The sequence below is a fragment of the Mycolicibacterium elephantis DSM 44368 genome, assembly GCF_004014805.1.
In the GTDB taxonomy this organism is placed as follows: domain Bacteria; phylum Actinomycetota; class Actinomycetes; order Mycobacteriales; family Mycobacteriaceae; genus Mycobacterium; species Mycobacterium elephantis.
Genome location: NZ_ATDN01000001.1, coordinates 252,535 through 269,345 on the forward strand (window position 1 = coordinate 252,535; position 16,811 = coordinate 269,345).

Sequence of the window (16,811 nt, forward strand, 5' to 3'; positions counted from 1 at the left end):
CAGTTAAGCCGCCTAGATAACTTCATCCAGCCCGGGGTTCACCCTTGTTGCCGTGGGACCCCGTGACAAGTGCGCTAACCTGCCTACAAGTGTCCGCCCGGTCACTGTAGACAGGCACATTCCGACGCACACCCCCGGGGAGCAAATCTATGGCCGGTCCGTATCCGCCCGAATACGGTGCCGGTCCGGCAGGTCCGCAAACGTACCCACAGCCCTTTCCCCAGCAGCCTTTTCCGCCATCGGGAACCGGTGCGCAGCCATATCCCGATGATGCGGGTGCGGCGTATCCGGGCATGCTGCCGCCGCCGGTGCAGTACCGGAAGAGGCGCCGCTGGCCGGTGATCGTCGGCGCCGTGCTGGCGCTGGTGGTGATCGGCGGCCTGGTGGCCGCGCTCGTGCTGGCCGACCGCGGCGGCGACAGCGCACCGGCGTCCGGGGCGCTCACCGAGGCGTCGGCGAAGGCGGCCATCCAGGAGTACCTGGACGCCCTGTCGAACGGCGACGACGAGACCGTCGCCCGGCACACGCTGTGCGGGCTGTTCGACGCGGTCAAGGAACGACGCTCCGATCTGGCCCTGGCCGGCCTGTCCAGCGACGCGTTCCGCAAGCAGTACAGCCAGGCGCAGGTGGCGTCGATCGACAAGATGGTGAGGTCCTCACCGCATCAGGCGCAGGTGTTGTTCACGATGAGCGTCACGCCGGCCAGCACCGGCAGGCGGGGCCAACCACGCCCACAAGAGCAGCAGGCCGTCGCGCAGCTACTGGCCTACGACAACGAGGTGCTGGTGTGCTCGTACCTGCCCCGCACCGGCCAGTACTGAGGGCTCAGGTCAGTTGAAGGTCAGTTGAACGAGTCGCCGCAGGCGCACGAGCCGGTGGCGTTCGGGTTGTCGATCGTGAAGCCCTGCTTCTCGATGGTGTCGACGAAGTCGATGACGGCGCCCTGGACGTAGGGTGCGCTCATCCGGTCCACGGTCAGGCTGACGCCGCCGAACTCCGCGGTCAGGTCACCGTCGAGGGTCCGGTCGTCGAAGAAGAGGTTGTAGCGCAGCCCGGCGCAGCCGCCCGGCTGTACAGCGATGCGCAGCGCGAGGTCGTCGCGTCCCTCCTGGTCGAGCAACGCCTTGGCCTTGGCTGCGGCAGCGTCGCTGAGGGTGACGCCATGGGTGGCGGTTCCGGTTGACGACTCGTCCTGAACTGTCATTACGTCTCCTGTAAAGCCTCAGCATGTGCGGCGTACCTAAACAACGGTACCTCCTCTCGCTGCTATTCCCGAGTTTGTCCACAGCTCACCGCAGCGTCGCGACACCGCGGAAGTAACCTGGCAGGCGTGAACCTGCTGGGCCGCAAGAAGCGCGACGACGAAACACCGGAAACAGATGTGTCCGAAGACACCACCGAGGCTTCGGGCGCCGACACCTCCGCCGGCGCCCCATCGCGCACCACCCCGCCCAAAGGTCGGCCGACGCCCAAGCGCAGCCAGGCCAGCCGCAGACGTGGTCCGGTGGCGCCGGCCCCGATGACCACCGCCGAGGCGCGCCGGCGCCGCAAGGAGATGCGCAAGACGCTGACCCGCGAGGAACGCAAGGCCGAGAAACTCACACGCCGCGCCGAGATGGCCGAACGCCGCGAGAAGATGATGGCCGGCGAGGACGCCTACCTGCTGCCGCGGGACAAGGGCCCGGTCCGCAAGTTCGTGCGCGACGTGGTCGACGCGCGCCGCAACGTGCTCGGCCTGTTCATGCCCAGCGCGCTCGCGCTGATCTTCGTCATGCTGTCGGTGCCGTCGGTGGAGGTGCAGCGCCTGATCTCCCCCGCGATGCTGCTGCTCGTGCTGATCATGGTGATCGACGGGTTCGTACTGGGCCGCAAGGTGAACCGCCTTGTCGACGCGAAGTTCCCCGGCAACAACGAAACCGGTTGGCGGCTGGGCTTTTACGCGGCCAGCCGCGCTTCGCAACTACGTCGTATGCGCGCGCCTCGCCCGCAGGTCAACCGCGGCGACAAGGTCATCTGAGACCGGTGCGCACCCTGGTGCTCGGCGGCATCCGGTCGGGCAAGTCCCGATGGGCCGAGTCGGCGATCGCGGCGACCGTCACCGGCTCGCAGCCGGTCTGCTATCTGGCCACCGGGCCGGACCCCGCCGGGGACGCCGAGTGGGAGGCCCGGCTGGCCGCGCACCGCGACCGCAGGCCGAGGTCCTGGTCGACGGTCGAAACGACCGATGTGGCAACGCAACTGCGCTCGGCCGCAGGCACCGCCACGCTCGTCGACGACATCGGGTCCTGGCTGACCGCGGCGATGGACCGCGCGGGCGCATGGAGCGGGGGGTCGGTGTCCGACGCCGTCGATGACCTGCTCGACGCGGTGCGTGGGTTCGCGTCGCCGCTGGCGCTGGTCAGCCCCGAGGTCGGGTTGACCGTGGTGCCGCCCACCGAGGCGGGACGGCGCTTCGCCGACGAACTGGGCCTGCTCAACCAGCGGCTGGCCGCCGCGTGCGAGCGGGTGGTGCTCGTCGTCGCCGGTCAGCCCGTCACCGTCAAGGACGCCGCGCGGGCGGAGGCGCGCCGGTGACCGACTTTCCCGCCGTCGCCGCACCCGACGAGGAAGCCGCCGCGGCCGCGCGCGCCCGGCAGAACCGGCTGATCAAACCGCCGGGTTCCCTGGGCCGGCTGGAGGACCTGTCGGTGTGGGTGGCCGCGTGTCAGGGCAGCTGCCCGCCGCGACCGTTCCAAAGAGCCCGGGTGGTGGTGTTCGCCGGTGACCACGGCGTGGCGGCGGCCGGGGTGTCGGCGTATCCGACCGAGGTGACCGCGCAGATGCTGACCAACTTCGAAGCCGGTGGCGCGGCGATCAACGTGATCGCCGAGGTCGCCGGGGCGACGGTGCGGGTGGCCGATATCGCCGTCGACGTCGAGCAGTCACCGTCGGCGTCGATCGGTAAGCACAAGGTGCGTCGCGGCAGCGGCAACATCGCCGTCGAGGACGCGTTGAGCGCGCAGGAGGTGCTCGCCGCGCTGCAGGCCGGTCGCCAGATCGCCGACAACGAGGTGGATTCCGGCGCGGACCTGCTGATCGCCGGCGACATGGGAATCGGGAACACCACGCCGGCAACGACTTTGATCGCGGCGCTGACCGATTCCGAACCCGTCGCCGTGGTGGGCCGAGGCACCGGCGTCGACGACACCGGGTGGGCGCGCAAGACCGCCGCGATCCGTGACGCGCTGTATCGCTCACGCGCGTCCGGCGGGGATCCCGTTGCGCTGCTGCGGATGTGCGGCGGCGCCGATGTGGCGGCGATGGCGGGGTTTTGCGCGCAGGCCGCCGTGCGCCGCACCCCGGTGCTGCTGGACGGGCTGGTGGTGAGCGCCGCCGCGCTGGTAGCCGAGCAGCTGGCGCCGGGTGCCCGGCAGTGGTGGCAGGCCGGCCACCGCTCCGCCGAGCCCGCGCACGCGGTCGCGCTGCAGCACCTGGGGCTGGACCCGATCGTCGACATGGGAATGCGGCTGGGCGAGGGCACCGGCGCCGCGGTCGCGCTGCCGATTCTGCGGGCCGCGGTGGCCGCGCTGGCGTCGATGGCGACGTTCGACGAAGCCGGCATCAGCCGCGCCGCCGAGGAGTGAGAGTCCAGGTGATCGGCTCGCTCACCGCGGCGTTCGCGTTCGCCAGCATCGCGCCGGTGCGCGGCTCCGCGCCCGTCGGGCGGGGCGCGTTGACCGCGCTGCCGCTCGTGGGCCTGGCGCTGGGCGCCCTGGCCGCGGGCACGCTGTGGGTGGCCGGCGTGGCGTTCGGTCCCGGCAGCGCGTTGGGCGGTGTGGCGGCGGTGGCCGTGCTGCTGATCGCGACGCGCGGGCTGCACATCGACGGGCTGGCCGACACCGCCGACGGGCTGGGCAGTTACGGATCCCCGCAGCGGGCGCTGGCGGGGATGCGCGACGGCTCGGCGGGCCCGTTCGGCGTCGCTGCGGTGGTCGTGGTGATTCTGGCCCAGGCGTTCGCGCTGGCCGAACTCGGCGCGGTCGGCGTGGTGGTCGCGGTGACGGCCGGCCGGGTGGCCGCGGTCGCGGCGTGTCGCAGGTCGGTACCCGCCGCGGCGGGCAGCTCCCTCGGCGCCCGGGTGGCGGGCACCCAGCCGCCGGCCGTGGTGGCGCTGTGGGTGCTGGCGGTGGCGGGCTTGGCGGTGCTGGCCGGGCCGCGCCCGTGGCAGGGCCCGGTGGCGGTCCTCGTCGCGCTGGGGTGCGCCGCGCTGCTGGTCGCGCACTGCGTGCGCCGGTTCGGCGGCATCACCGGTGACGTGCTGGGCGCGGCGGTCGAGATCACGACGACGTTGACCGCCGTCGGCCTGGCGATCGGCTGACTCAGTTCAGCCGGGCCATCCAGCCGTGGGTGTCGGCGAACGTGCCGCGCTGGATGCCGGTGAGCGTGTCCCGCAGCGCCATCGTGATCTCCCCCGGGCCGCCGTCGGCGATGGTGAACTCGCCCTCGGCGTGCTTGACCCGCGCGACCGGGGTGATGACGGCGGCGGTGCCGCAGGCGAACACCTCGGTGATCTCGCCCGCGGCGGCCTTCTTCTGCCACTCCTCGACGTCGATCTTGCGTTCCTCGATGGCGAAACCGGCGTCAGTTGCCAACTGCAGCAAGGAATCTCGAGTGACGCCGGGCAGAATGGAACCGCTGAGCTCGGGGGTGACCAGCCGGGCCGATCCGCCGCTGCCGAACACGAAGAACAGGTTCATCCCGCCCATCTCCTCGATGAAGCGGCGTTCGGCGGCGTCGAGCCACACGACCTGATCGCAGTCGTTCTCGGTGGCCTGCGCCTGGGCCAGCAGCGACGCGGCGTAGTTGCCGCCGAATTTGGCCGCGCCGGTGCCGCCCGGGCAGGCCCGCACGTATTCAGTCGACAGCCACACGCTGACCGGTTTGACCCCGCCCTTGAAGTAGGCGCCCGCGGGTGAGGCGATCACCATGTAGCGGTACTCGTTGGCCGGGCGCACCCCGAGGCCGGCTTCGGTGGCGAAGATGAACGGCCGCAGATACAGCGACTCCTCGCCGCCCGCTGGCGGAACCCAGGCCTGGTCGAGGGCGATCAGTTGGCGCAGGGAGTCGATGAACATGCCTTCGGGCAGTTCGGGTATGGCCAGCCTGCGTGCCGACGTGCCGAGCCGGCGCGCGTTGGCCTCCGGCCGGAACGACACGATGGACCCGTCGGCCCACCGGTAGGCCTTCAGGCCCTCGAACACCTCTTGGGCGTAGTGCAGCACGATCGCCGACGGGTCCAGTTCGATGGGGCCGTACGGAACCACGCGGGCGTTGTGCCAGCCCTTGCCCTCGACGTAGTCGATCGAGACCATGTGGTCGGTGTGGTACTGGCCGAACCCGGGGTTGGCCAGAATCGATGCCCGTACCTCGTCGCTCGCCGGAGTCGCGTTGCGCTCAACCGTGAACTCGAGGGGGCCGTCAGTCATGCAGCGATTGTATATGCGCTGACTACCGAGTTTTCGCCTCCACGAACGGGGGCTTGACGACCTCGCATTCGATGGGCCTGCCGCGCACGTCGACCGTGACGCGCTGGCCGTCGGCGACGTCGGCGGCCGCGTCGATCAGCGCCAGGGCGATCCCGACTTTCAAAGTCGGAGAGAACGTTCCCGACGTCGTCACCCCGACCACGCGGTCCCCGTCGAGCACGGTGAGGTCGGCGCGCAGCACCCCGCGCCCGACCGCCTTGAGCCCGCGCAACAACCGCGCGGGCCCGGCTTCCTTTTCAGCCAGCAGCGCGTCGCGGCCCCAGAACTCGTCCTTGCGCCAGCCGATCGCCCAACCGCAGCGTGCTTGCAGCGGCGAGAACTCCGGCGAGAGTTCGTGGCCGTGCAGCGGATAGCCCATCTCGGTGCGCAGCGTGTCGCGCGCGCCGAGGCCGGCCAATTCGCCGTCGGCGGCTCGTACCTCCTCGACCAGCGCGTCGAAGACCACCTGCGCCTGGTCCCACGGCGGCAGCAGTTCGTAACCGTGCTCACCGGTGTAGCCGGTGCGGCACACGCGCACGGGGACGCCTTCGAACTCGGCGTCGACGTAGCCCATGTAGTCCATGTCGGTCGGCAGCTTCAGCGCGTCGACCACATCGGTGGACTTGGGCCCCTGCACAGCGAGCACGGCGTAGGACCGGTGCTCGTCGGTGACCGTGATGCCTGCCGGCGCACGCTGCTGCAACGCGGCCACCACGGCGGCGGTGTTGGCGGCGTTGGGCACCAGGAAGATCTCCTCGTCGGAGACGTAGTAGACGATCAGATCGTCGATCACCCCGCCGGATGCGTTGCAGCACAACGTGTATTGCGCCTTGCCGGGCCCGATCCGGCGCAGGTCGTTGGTGAACGCGGAGTTGACGTACTCGGCGGCGCCCGGTCCGCGCACCAGCGCCTTGCCCAGATGGCTGACGTCGAACAGGCCGACGGTGGTGCGCGTCGCGGTGTGCTCGGTGACCGTTCCCGCATAGGAGACCGGCATCAGCCAACCGCCGAACTCGGCGAAACTGGCCCCGAGTTCGCGGTGCCGGTCTTCCAGCGGGCCCTTCGATATGTCGCTCACGCCGATCCACCCTAATGTGGCGGTGCGCTTGTCACACTTGTGCCGTGGTTGATCTCGACGCGCTGCAGGCCGCGGGCATCGCCGACGCGCACCGCCGGGCCGCCCTGCTGGAATACCTCGACGGGCTCGGGTTCACCGCGGAAGAGATGGTCGCGGCCGAGCGACGCGGACGGCTTTTCGGCCTCGCCGGTGACGTGCTGCAGTGGTCGGGGCCCCCGCGGTTCAGCCTGCGCAGCGCCGCCGAGGAGCTCGGCGTGTCGCTCGACGAGCTGTTCCACGCGTGGGCCGCGCTCGGGCTGAGCATCGCCGATCCCGACGACGTGACGCTGAGCCGGACCGACGTCGACGGGCTGACGGTCTGGGTGCGGGTGAAAGCGGCGGTCGGCGACGACGCCGCGCTGGCGTTTCTGCGGGTGCTGGGCGCGTCGATGGCGCGGCTCGCCGAGGCCGGCTCGTCGATGATCCGCGTCGCGCAGCCCGACATCCAGATGACCCACACGCAGGACGAGCTCACCACCGCGCGGGCGTACCGCGCGGTGTCGGAGGTCACGCAGCGCCTCAGCGAGCTGATCGACGCGGTGTTCCGCCAGCACATCACCAGTGCCCGCGCCCATTTCGAGGGCGTCATCCGCGACGATTCCGCCATCGTCATGTGCGGTGTCGGGTTCGCCGACCTGACCGGCTTCACCGCGCTGACCCAACGGCTCTCCCCTGCCGAGTTGTCCGATCTGCTGCTGGATTTCGGCGGGGTCGTCAGCGATCTGGTGCACGTCGACGGTGGCCGGGTGGTGAAGTTCATCGGCGACGAGGTGATGTGGGTGACGTCGACCCCCGAACTGCTGGTGAAGGTCGCCGTCGACCTGGTCGAACACCCGCGCGCACGCGAGGCCGGCCTGCAGGTCCGGGCGGGCCTGGGCTACGGCTCGGTGCTGGCCGTGGGCGGCGACTACTTCGGCAATCCGGTCAACCTGGCGGCGCGGCTGGTCGCGGCCGCCGCGCCCGGGCAGATCCTCGCCGCCGCCGACGTCTTCGACCAGTTGGCGAACCGGCCAACGGCGCCCCAGGAAGACTTGGTGCTCAAGGGTTTCGACGCCCCGGTGCGGGCCTACGATCTACGGGCGCGCCGCTGACGGCTAGGGTAGGGCCCGTGAGCCCTGCAAACGTCGGTTACCAGGCCCCCAGCGTCTCCGTCAGTTCCTCGCTGCCCAAGCGCAAGGTCGATTCGTCGGTGCTGATCGTGCCGGTGGTCAACGGCGACGACAACTCCGCGCCGAAAGTGCTGACCAGCCCGTTCCTCGACACCAAGGCCGTGGTCGAGATCGAGGCCGCGCTCGAGTCGCTGGACGCGAAGGGCGGCGCCGAGCAGGTCACCCGCGTCGTGGTGCCGTCGCTGCCGGTGAGCAGCGTGTTGGCGGTCGGGCTGGGCAAGCAGCGGGACGAGTACGACGCCGACGTCATCCGCCGCGCCGCCGGGGCGGCCGCGCGCTCGCTCAACGGCGCCGAGACCGCGCTGACCACACTGTCGGACACCGACCTGAGCGCGACGGTGGAGGGGCTGATCCTCGGCGCCTACCGGTTCGCCGACTTCCGCAGCGAGAAGACCGCGCCCAAAGACGCCGGGTTGCGGACGATCACCGCGCTGACGTCGGCCAAGGGCCAGAACGACGTCGCGCAGCGCGCCGCCGACATCGCCACCGCAGTGGCGACCGCACGCGATCTGGTCAACACGCCGCCGAGTCACCTGTTTCCCGACGAATTCGCCAAGCGCGCAAAGGCTTTGGGCGAAGCCGCGGGACTGCAGGTCGAAATCCTCGACGAGAAGTCGCTCGAGAAGGCGGGCTACGGCGGGATCATCGGCGTTGGCAAGGGTTCGTCGCGACCGCCGCGCCTGGTGCGGCTGACGCACAAGGGCGCCAAACGCAAGGGCAAGAAGGTCGCGCTGGTCGGCAAGGGCATCACGTTCGACACCGGCGGCATCTCGATCAAGCCGGCGGCCAACATGCACCACATGACCTCGGACATGGGCGGCGCGGCGGCCGTCGTCGCCACGGTGGTGCTGGCCGCCAAGCAGAAGCTGCCGATCGACGTCATCGCCACGGTGCCGATGGCCGAGAACATGCCGTCGGCGACCGCGCAGCGCCCCGGTGACGTGCTCACCCAGTACGGCGGGGTCACGGTCGAGGTGCTCAACACCGACGCCGAGGGCCGGCTGGTGCTGGCCGACGCGATCGTGCGCGCGGGCGAGGACCAGCCCGACTACCTGATCGAGACCTCGACGCTGACCGGCGCGCAGACCGTCGCGTTGGGGGCGCGCACGCCCGGAGTGATGGGCAGCGACGAGTTCCGCGACCGGGTCGCCGACCTCTCGCAGCGCGTGGGCGAGAACGGCTGGCCGATGCCGCTGCCCGAGGAGCTCAAGGAGGACCTCAAGTCCACGGTCGCCGACCTGGCCAACGTCAGCGGGTCGCGCTATGCGGGCATGCTGGTCGCGGGCACATATCTGCGCGAGTTCGTTCCCGAGGGTGTGCAGTGGGCGCACATCGACATCGCCGGCCCGGCGTACAACTCCGGTGGGCCGTGGGGGTACACCGGCAAGGGCGGCACCGGGGTGCCGACGCGCACGATGTTCGCGGTCTTGGAGGACATCGCCGCGAACGGCTAGCCCCCCTGTTCTCCGCCGAGACCGACGCTATGGCGGTTTCAAGGCTCGCAAATCCACCATAGCGTCCGTTTCGGTGTTCGAGAGCGGTTACAAGACGCGGGCGCGGGCGGTGCTTCGCATCGCCTGCGGGAACAGGTGCGCCGCGCCGTAGACGAAGTAGGCCTCCGGCGCGACCGGTCTGATCGGCTTGTTCTTCTTGACCGCCGAGACGATGGCCTTGGCGACCTTCTCCGGACCGTATCGCCGTGCGGCGAACAGTTTTTCCAGCTGCGCCCGCCGCGCCTCCACGTTTCCGTGCTTGCCTGCGGGCGCGTCGAAGCGGGTGGTGTACACGATGTTGGTGTTGATCACCCCCGGACACACGGTGGTGAGCCCGACACCGGCCTGGTCCAGCTCGGCGCGCAGGCAGTCGCCGAACATGAACACCGCGGCCTTGCTGGTGGCATAGGCGTTCATCGCCTGCTGCGGGGCGTAGGCGGCCATCGACGAGATGTTGACGATGTGACCACCGGTCCCGCGGTCGACGAGCCGGCGGCCAAAGGACCTGCAGCAGTTGACGACCCCGCCGAAGTTGACGCCCAGCACGCGCTCGTATTCGTCGCGCGGGGTGTCCAGGAACAGCCCGGAGTGCCCGACGCCGGCGTTGTTGACGACGATGTCAGGCACGCCGTGCTCGGTGCAGACCTTCTCGGCGAAGGCTTCCACCGCGCCGGCGTCGGCGACGTCGAGGCGGTACGCGTGCGCCACCCCGCCGCGCGCGACGATCTTTTCGGCGGTGCCTTTCGCGCCGGCCTCGTCGATATCGCTGACCACGACTTCAGCGCCCTCGCGGGCGAACGCCAGTGCGGTCTCGCGGCCGATGCCGCTCCCGGCGCCCGTCACGGAAACCAGTGTGTCGCCGAAGTATTCGCGTGACCTGCCGACCTGGGCCCGGCGCAGGGCGCGGCCGGCCGGTTCGCCGTCGAGATGGTCGACGAGCTCGCGTACCGACTGCGCGAGCAGCTGCGGGTGCGACATCGGCGCCCAGTGCCCAGCGTGCAGATCACGGCGCCACAGCCGCGCCACCCACTTGTCGGTGTCGTCGTAGACGTAGGGTCGCACGTGCGGGTCGGCGGTGTTGACGATGAGCTGCACCGGGACGTCGACGTAGTGGTCGGTTCTCGCGGTGCCCAGCGACCGGAAGTAGTTGGCCGGATACACCCTGAGGCTGTTGACGGCGTCGGCGGCCACCGTGTCGGAATGCAGGATCCGCTCCGCCGTGATGCCCTCGCGCTGCAACCGCCGTGTCGTCACCCCGGTCCGAAAGCCCCGCCGGACCACCGCCGGGCCAATGACCGGTAGGGAGAACAACCCCATGTACCAGAACGCCAGCAGCTGCCGCAGCGCCCGGATGAACCGCCGCGGACGGTATGGGCGTCTGAGGTTGCCGATGACGTAGCGGTTGAGGTGATCGGCGCTCGGGCCGGAGACCGAGGTGAACGACGCGACCCGGTCGCGCGCCCCGGCGCGGGCCAGGTATTCCCACACCGCCGTCGAACCCCAGTCGTGGGCGAGCACGTGCACCGGCTCACCGGGGCTCATCTCGGCGATGACGGCCGCGAAATCGTCGGCATAGCAAGACATCCGGTAAGCGGAGACCCGCGTGGGAACCGAGCTCCTGCCGACTCCGCGGTTGTCGTAGCGCAGGATCCGGAACCGGTCGGCCAACAACGGCACCACGCCGTCCCATAGAACATGGGAATCCGGCCAGCCGTGCACCAGCACCAGTGCGGGCCCGTCGGAGTTGCCTTGCTCGTATACCGCGATGCGGACACCGTCGGCGCTGTCGACGAACCGCTCGGTGACGTCGCCCATCACACCTCCACCCGAAGTTAGTGGGACCGCGGGTAACGTATCAGGACCGTCGCTTGGCCGGCACGCACTCAGGACTCCTCGAGTTCCCTGCGGACGGCGCGCCGGCGTTCGATGCGGCGACGTTCGTCGAAGTCACGCATCCGCTGGGGATAGCCGACCTTCTGCACGTCGTAGACCGGGATGTTGAGGCGCTGCGAGAGCCGCCGCGCGCCGGCCTCTCCCCCGGCCGGCCGTCGCGTCCACTCGCCGTCGGCGGCCACCAGCACGACGGTGACGTCGGTGACGGTGGTCTTGGGTTCGACGAAGGCCTCGACACCGGTGTGCTCGGCGACCCACTGGCGCAGGTACTGCAGGTCGGCGGCCGGGTCGTCACCGGTGGCTTTGCCGCCGCGGGCGCCGCGCCGGAACTTGCCGAACAGTCGCACGTGGGTCGGACTCCCTTCTCCTAGCTCCCAAGATAGTGCCAGAGCAAATCATCGCGAGGTCTGAAGCGAACCAGATGGGTAGACGTGAAAGGATGGGTTGCGACGATCGACCCGGCAAGAGACCGACCGTTCGAGGGAGCGAGGGAGTCGATACATGGCCATCTCCGTTCAGATGCCCGCACTCGGTGAAAGCGTCACCGAAGGGACTGTCACCCGTTGGCTCAAGCAAGAGGGCGACACGGTCGAACAGGATGAGCCGCTGCTCGAGGTGTCCACCGACAAGGTTGACACCGAGATCCCTTCTCCCGCTTCGGGTGTGGTGAAGAAGATCATCGCCCAGGAGGACGACACCGTCGAGGTGGGTGGCGAGTTGGCCGTGATCGGTGACGCCGACGAGGACGGCGGCGACGGTGGCGGCGAGGAACAGGACCAGCCCGCCGAGGAAGAGAAGCCGGCCGAAGAGCCGGCAGCGCAGCCCGAACCCGCCGCCGAAGAGCAGGAGGAGCCGGCCGAGACTCCGGCGCCACCTGCGCGGAGCGGCGACGGCGGCGGCGAAGCGACGCCGGTGTTGATGCCCGAACTCGGCGAGTCGGTGACCGAGGGCACCGTGACCCGATGGCTGAAGAAGGTCGGCGACACCGTCGAGGTCGACGAGCCGCTGCTCGAGGTCTCCACCGACAAGGTCGACACCGAGATTCCCTCGCCGGTGGCGGGCACGCTGCTGTCGATCACCGCCGAAGAGGACGACACCGTAGAGGTCGGCGGCGAGCTGGCCAAGGTCGGTCCGGCCGGTGCGGCTCCCGCGGCCGAACCCGAATCGAAGCCCGAACCCGAACCCGAACCGGAGCCCGAGCCGGAGCCGGAACCCGAGCCCGAGCCCAAGCCCGAGCCGAAGGCCGAACCCAAGCCCGAGCCGAAACCCGAACCCAAGCCGCAACCCAAGTCGCAACCCACCGGCGATTCGGCGCCCTACGTCACCCCGCTGGTGCGAAAACTGGCCGCCGAGAACGACATCGACCTCACCACGGTGAAGGGCACCGGTGTCGGCGGGCGCATCCGCAAGCAGGATGTGCTCGCGGCGGCCGAAGCCAAGAAGGCCCCGGCGGCCGAAGCGGCTCCGCAGCCCTCGGCGGCGGCGCCCGCCAAATCAGAGCCTACGCCGGCGCCGGCCTTGGCGCATCTACGCGGCACCACGCAGAAGGCCAGCCGCATCCGGCAGCTCACCGCCAAGAAGACACGCGAATCCCTGCAGGCCACAGCGCAATTGACGCAGACCCACGAGGTTGACATGACCAAGATCGTGGCGCTGCGGGCACGTGCGAAGGCCAGCTTCGCCGAACGGGAAGGCGTCAACCTGACGTACCTGCCGTTCATCGCGGTCGCGGTGGTCGACGCGCTCAAGGCGCACCCGAACGTCAACGCCAGCTACAACGAGGAAACCAAGGAGATCACCTACTACGACGCCGAGCACCTCGGCATCGCGGTCGACACCGAGCAGGGCCTGCTGTCCCCGGTGATCAAGAACGCGGGCGACCTGTCGCTGGCCGGGCTGGCCCGCGCGATCGCCGACATCGCCGCGCGCGCCAGGTCGGCCGATCTCAAACCCGACGAGTTGTCCGGCGGCACGTTCACCATCACCAACATCGGCAGCCAGGGCGCGCTGTTCGACACCCCGATCCTGGTGCCGCCGCAAGCGGCGATGCTGGGTACCGGAGCGATCGTCAAACGGCCGCGGGTGATCACCGACGAGTTCGGCAACGAGTCGATCGGCATCCGGTCGGTGTGCTACCTGCCGCTGACCTACGACCACCGGTTGATCGACGGCGCCGACGCCGGCCGGTTCCTGACCACCATCAAGCGCCGGCTCGAAGAGGCTGCCTTCGAGGCCGACCTGGGCCTGTAGAGAAGGGCTTTCGCCTGTCGTGTCCGAAGCCGTCATCGCAATCGCGGGGTCGTCCGGCCTGATCGGCACGGCGCTGGTGTACGCACTGCGCGCCACCGACCACCGGGTGGTGCGGATCGTGCGCCGGGCCCCGTCGAACGCCGACGAGGTGTTCTGGAACCCCGACACCGGTGAGTTCGATCCCGGCGCGCTGGCGGGCGTGGACGCCGTGGTGAACCTGTGCGGTGTCAGCCTCGGCGCCAAGCGCTGGTCGGGAGCGTTCAAACAGAGCCTGCGCGACAGCCGCATCGGGCCGACCGAGGTGCTGGCCGCCCGGGTGGCCGCGGCCGGGGTGCCGACGCTGATCAACGCCAGCGCGGTCGGCTACTACGGCGACACCGGCAGCCGCATCACCGACGAATCCGCCCCCTCCGGCACCGGGTTCCTCGCGCAGCTGTGCCGGGACTGGGAGGCGGCGACCGAGCCTGCTGCAGAGTCGGGGGCGCGGGTGGTGCTGGCGCGCTCGGGGCTGGTGCTCGCGCCGTCCGGCGGGATCCTGGGCCAGTTGAAGCCGTTGTTCTCGCTGGGGCTGGGGGCCCGGCTGGGCGACGGCCGCCAGTACATGCCGTGGATCAGCATCGAGGACGAGGTCCGGGCGCTGATGTTCGCGATCAACAACCGCCAACTCTCCGGCCCGATCAACGTGACGGGGCCCGCACCCGTCACGAACGCCGAGTTCACCGCGGCGCTGGGCAGGGCGCTCAACCGGCCGACCCCGCTGATGGTGCCCGGCTTCGCGGCCCGCGCCCTGCTCGGCGAGTTCGCCGACGAGGGGCTGCTGTGCGGTCAGCGCGCCATCCCCGCGGCGCTGGAGAACGCGGGTTTCCAGTTCCACCACAACACCATCGGCGAGGCACTGGCGTTCGCCATCGGCCCCAAGGGCAACTAGATTCAAACGCATGGCGGCAAGCTCGATCCGGTCGGTGTCCACGCCGGTTGACGTGCGCCGATTGGGCAGCCTTGACTACCGCACCGCCTGGCAGCTGCAGCGCGAGCTCGCCGAGGCCCGCATCGCCGGCGGACCGGACACACTGCTGCTGCTCGAGCATCCGTCGGTGTACACCGCGGGCCGGCGCACCCAGCCCGAGGAGCGTCCCGTCGACGACATCCCGGTGATCGACACCGACCGGGGCGGCAAGATCACCTGGCACGGGCCGGGACAGCTGGTGGGCTACCCCATCGTCGGGCTCGCCGAACCGATCGATGTGGTGAATTTCGTTCGCCGCCTTGAGGAGTCGCTGATCAAGGTGTGCGCCGACCTCGGGCTGGCGACGGGCCGGGTCGACGGCCGCTCCGGGGTGTGGGTGCCTGCCGATGGGGCGCGGCCGGCCCGCAAGGTCGCCGCGGTCGGCATCCGGGTGTCGCGGGCGACCACGCTGCACGGCTTCGCGCTGAACTGCGACTGCGACCTGGACGCCTTCTCCGCGATCGTGCCGTGCGGCATCTCCGACGCCGGGGTCACCTCGCTCAGCGCCGAACTGGGCCGACGCGTCGGCGTCGACGAGGTGATCGGACCCGTGGCCGAGGCCGTCTGCGACGCCCTCGACGGGCGCCTGTCAGTAGCATTGACGACGTGACCGTATCCCCGGAGGGCCGCAAGCTCCTGCGCCTCGAGGTGCGCAACGCCGAGACGCCCATCGAGCGCAAGCCGCCGTGGATCAAGACCCGCGCCAAGATGGGCCCGGAATACCAGGAGCTGAAGTCCCTGGTGCGCCGCGAGGGTCTGCACACCGTCTGCGAGGAAGCCGGCTGCCCGAACATCTTCGAGTGCTGGGAGGACCGCGAGGCCACCTTCCTCATCGGCGGCGAGCAGTGCACCCGACGGTGCGACTTCTGCCAGATCGACACCGGCAAGCCGGCCGAACTCGACCGCGACGAGCCGCGCCGCGTCGCCGAGAGCGTGCACACGATGGGGCTGCGCTACTCGACGGTCACCGGGGTGGCCCGCGACGACCTGCCCGACGGCGGCGCATGGCTGTACGCCGAGACGGTGCGCGCGATCAAGGAGCTCAACCCCGACACCGGCGTCGAGTTGCTGATCCCTGACTTCAACGGTTCCGCCCCGCTGCTCGAGCAGGTCTTCGAGTCGCGTCCGGAAGTGTTGGCGCACAACATCGAAACGGTGCCGCGGATCTTCAAACGGATCCGGCCCGCATTCCGTTATGACCGCAGCCTGCAGGTGCTGACGGCGGCCCGCGCGTACGGGCTGGTGACCAAGTCCAACCTCATCCTCGGGATGGGCGAGACGCCCGAGGAGGTGCGCGCCGCGCTGACCGATCTGCGCGACGCAGGCTGCGACATCGTCACCATCACCCAGTACCTGCGGCCCTCGGTGCGCCATCACCCGGTGGAACGCTGGGTGCACCCGGATGAGTTCGTCGAGCACGAGCGGTTCGCCACAGACCTCGGGTTCGCCGGGGTGCTGTCCGGGCCGCTAGTGCGCTCGTCGTATCGGGCGGGGCGGCTGTATGCCCAGGCCAAATCCGCGTCCGTATCCTGAGTGAATGGCGAAGAAGCGCACTCCCGCTGAGGTCAAGGCCGCGAAGGCCGAGGCGAAGGCGGCCCGAAAAGCGGCGTCCAAGCAGCGCCGCACGCAGCTGTGGCAGGCGTTCCAGATCCAGCGCAAAGAGGACAAGCGGCTGCTGCCCTACATGATCGGCGCGTTCGTGCTGATCGTGGGCGCCTCGGTGGCGCTGGGCCTGATATCCGGCGGGTTCAGCACCTACATGATGATTCCGCTCGGCATCGTGCTCGGCGCGCTGGTGGCGTTCATCATCTTCGGCAGGCGCGCCCAGAAGTCGGTCTACCGAAAGGCCGAAGGACAGACCGGGGCGGCGGCATGGGCGCTGGAGAACATGCGCGGCAAGTGGCGCGTCACACCGGGCGTCGCGGCCACCGGTCACTTCGACGCGGTGCACCGGGTGATCGGGCGACCCGGCGTCATCTTCGTCGGCGAGGGCTCCCCCACCCGCGTCAAGCCGCTGCTCGCCCAGGAGAAGAAGCGCACCGCCCGGATCATCGGCGACGTGCCGATCTACGACATCATCATCGGCAAGGGCGAGGGCGAGGTGCCGCTGGCCAAGCTCGAACGGCACCTCAACAAGCTGCCCGCCAACATCACCGTCAAGCAGATGGACTCGCTGGAGTCCCGGTTGGCCGCGCTGGGCACCAAGGCCGGGCCCGCCGCCATGCCGAAGGGCCCGCTGCCGGCCCAGGCCAAGATGCGCGGCGTGCAGCGCACCGTCCGGCGTCGCTGACCCTCTCGCCTTCTTCGCCGAAACTGAGCTTGTGTTCGCAAAATCGCCGGTTTTGTGAGCACAAGCTCAGGTTCGACGGAACCGGCCGG

Annotated in this window: 17 protein-coding genes; 12 read left to right on the top strand and 5 right to left on the bottom strand. The window is 69.9% G+C overall.

Annotated features, from left to right (window positions below):
• Positions 1-149: 149 nt before the first annotated feature.
• Positions 150-821: an Rv0361 family membrane protein gene (locus MELE44368_RS01155; protein ID WP_128106781.1), complete on the top strand. Its 672-nt coding sequence runs from the start codon at positions 150-152 to the stop codon at positions 819-821.
• A 20-nt stretch (positions 822-841) separates the two neighbouring features.
• Here MELE44368_RS01155 and MELE44368_RS01160 read toward each other — a convergent pair whose 3' ends face one another.
• A complete protein-coding gene (locus tag MELE44368_RS01160; RefSeq protein WP_128106782.1) occupies positions 842-1,204 on the bottom strand; it encodes a HesB/IscA family protein in 363 nt (120 codons plus the stop codon).
• 177 nt (positions 1,205-1,381) lie between these two features.
• On the opposite strand from MELE44368_RS01160, the gene MELE44368_RS01165 reads away from it, so the two are divergent.
• The 4 genes from MELE44368_RS01165 to MELE44368_RS01180 are packed head-to-tail and all read left to right on the top strand — an operon-like array spanning position 1,382 to position 4,357.
• Positions 1,382-2,017, top strand: a complete 636-nt coding sequence (locus tag MELE44368_RS01165; protein ID WP_241566443.1) for a DUF3043 domain-containing protein — start codon at positions 1,382-1,384, stop codon at positions 2,015-2,017.
• Positions 2,018-2,022: 5 nt separating this feature from the next.
• Positions 2,023-2,574, top strand: a complete 552-nt coding sequence (locus MELE44368_RS01170; RefSeq protein WP_128106783.1) for a bifunctional adenosylcobinamide kinase/adenosylcobinamide-phosphate guanylyltransferase — start codon at positions 2,023-2,025, stop codon at positions 2,572-2,574.
• Positions 2,571-3,623, top strand: coding sequence for a nicotinate-nucleotide--dimethylbenzimidazole phosphoribosyltransferase (gene cobT, locus MELE44368_RS01175; protein WP_128106784.1), 1,053 nt, complete (start codon positions 2,571-2,573; stop codon positions 3,621-3,623). The genes MELE44368_RS01170 and cobT overlap by 4 nt, the downstream gene beginning before the upstream one ends.
• 8 nt (positions 3,624-3,631) lie before the next feature.
• Positions 3,632-4,357 carry an adenosylcobinamide-GDP ribazoletransferase gene (locus tag MELE44368_RS01180; protein WP_128106785.1) on the top strand — a complete coding sequence of 242 codons (726 nt, stop codon included), beginning with the start codon at positions 3,632-3,634 and terminating at the stop codon, positions 4,355-4,357.
• 1 nt (position 4,358) lies between these two features.
• Here MELE44368_RS01180 and MELE44368_RS01185 read toward each other — a convergent pair whose 3' ends face one another.
• Positions 4,359-5,465, bottom strand: a complete 1,107-nt coding sequence (locus tag MELE44368_RS01185; RefSeq protein WP_128106786.1) for a branched-chain amino acid aminotransferase — start codon at positions 5,463-5,465, stop codon at positions 4,359-4,361.
• Between the two features lie 22 nt (positions 5,466-5,487).
• On the bottom strand, positions 5,488-6,582 hold the full coding sequence (gcvT, locus tag MELE44368_RS01190; protein ID WP_128106787.1) for a glycine cleavage system aminomethyltransferase GcvT: 1,095 nt from the start codon (positions 6,580-6,582) through the stop codon (positions 5,488-5,490).
• Positions 6,583-6,596: 14 nt separating this feature from the next.
• On the opposite strand from gcvT, the gene MELE44368_RS01195 reads away from it, so the two are divergent.
• Together MELE44368_RS01195 and MELE44368_RS01200 are read left to right on the top strand one after the other, a co-directional pair.
• Positions 6,597-7,712, top strand: coding sequence for an adenylate/guanylate cyclase domain-containing protein (locus MELE44368_RS01195; protein WP_128106788.1), 1,116 nt, complete (start codon positions 6,597-6,599; stop codon positions 7,710-7,712).
• 17 nt (positions 7,713-7,729) lie between these two features.
• Positions 7,730-9,244 carry a leucyl aminopeptidase gene (locus MELE44368_RS01200; RefSeq protein ID WP_128106789.1) on the top strand — a complete coding sequence of 505 codons (1,515 nt, stop codon included), beginning with the start codon at positions 7,730-7,732 and terminating at the stop codon, positions 9,242-9,244.
• Between the two features lie 87 nt (positions 9,245-9,331).
• Here MELE44368_RS01200 and MELE44368_RS01205 read toward each other — a convergent pair whose 3' ends face one another.
• Entirely contained in the window at positions 9,332-11,098 is a 1,767-nt protein-coding gene (locus MELE44368_RS01205) for an SDR family oxidoreductase (RefSeq protein ID WP_128106790.1), read from the bottom strand.
• 68 nt (positions 11,099-11,166) lie between these two features.
• The gene (locus tag MELE44368_RS01210) at positions 11,167-11,523 is read right to left on the bottom strand and encodes an oxidoreductase (RefSeq protein ID WP_128106791.1); all 357 of its coding nucleotides are present in this window, start codon (positions 11,521-11,523) and stop codon (positions 11,167-11,169) included.
• A 154-nt stretch (positions 11,524-11,677) separates the two neighbouring features.
• Here MELE44368_RS01210 and sucB point away from each other — a divergent pair, with 154 nt between their 5' ends.
• Genes sucB through MELE44368_RS01235 form a run of 5 tightly spaced genes read left to right on the top strand, consistent with a single transcriptional unit; the run spans position 11,678 to position 16,722 of the window.
• Positions 11,678-13,426 (top strand): 2-oxoglutarate dehydrogenase, E2 component, dihydrolipoamide succinyltransferase, encoded by a 1,749-nt coding sequence (gene sucB, locus MELE44368_RS01215; RefSeq protein ID WP_128106792.1) that lies wholly within the window; start codon positions 11,678-11,680, stop codon positions 13,424-13,426.
• Between the two features lie 19 nt (positions 13,427-13,445).
• Positions 13,446-14,354, top strand: a complete 909-nt coding sequence (locus MELE44368_RS01220; RefSeq protein ID WP_128106793.1) for a TIGR01777 family oxidoreductase — start codon at positions 13,446-13,448, stop codon at positions 14,352-14,354.
• Positions 14,355-14,364: 10 nt separating this feature from the next.
• Positions 14,365-15,042 (top strand): lipoyl(octanoyl) transferase LipB, encoded by a 678-nt coding sequence (lipB, locus tag MELE44368_RS01225; RefSeq protein WP_128106794.1) that lies wholly within the window; start codon positions 14,365-14,367, stop codon positions 15,040-15,042.
• On the top strand, positions 15,039-15,965 hold the full coding sequence (lipA, locus tag MELE44368_RS01230) for a lipoyl synthase (protein ID WP_046754005.1): 927 nt from the start codon (positions 15,039-15,041) through the stop codon (positions 15,963-15,965). The genes lipB and lipA overlap by 4 nt, the downstream gene beginning before the upstream one ends.
• A gap of 4 nt (positions 15,966-15,969) precedes the next feature.
• Positions 15,970-16,722, top strand: a complete 753-nt coding sequence (locus MELE44368_RS01235; protein ID WP_128106795.1) for a DUF4191 domain-containing protein — start codon at positions 15,970-15,972, stop codon at positions 16,720-16,722.
• Positions 16,723-16,811 lie beyond the last annotated feature (89 nt).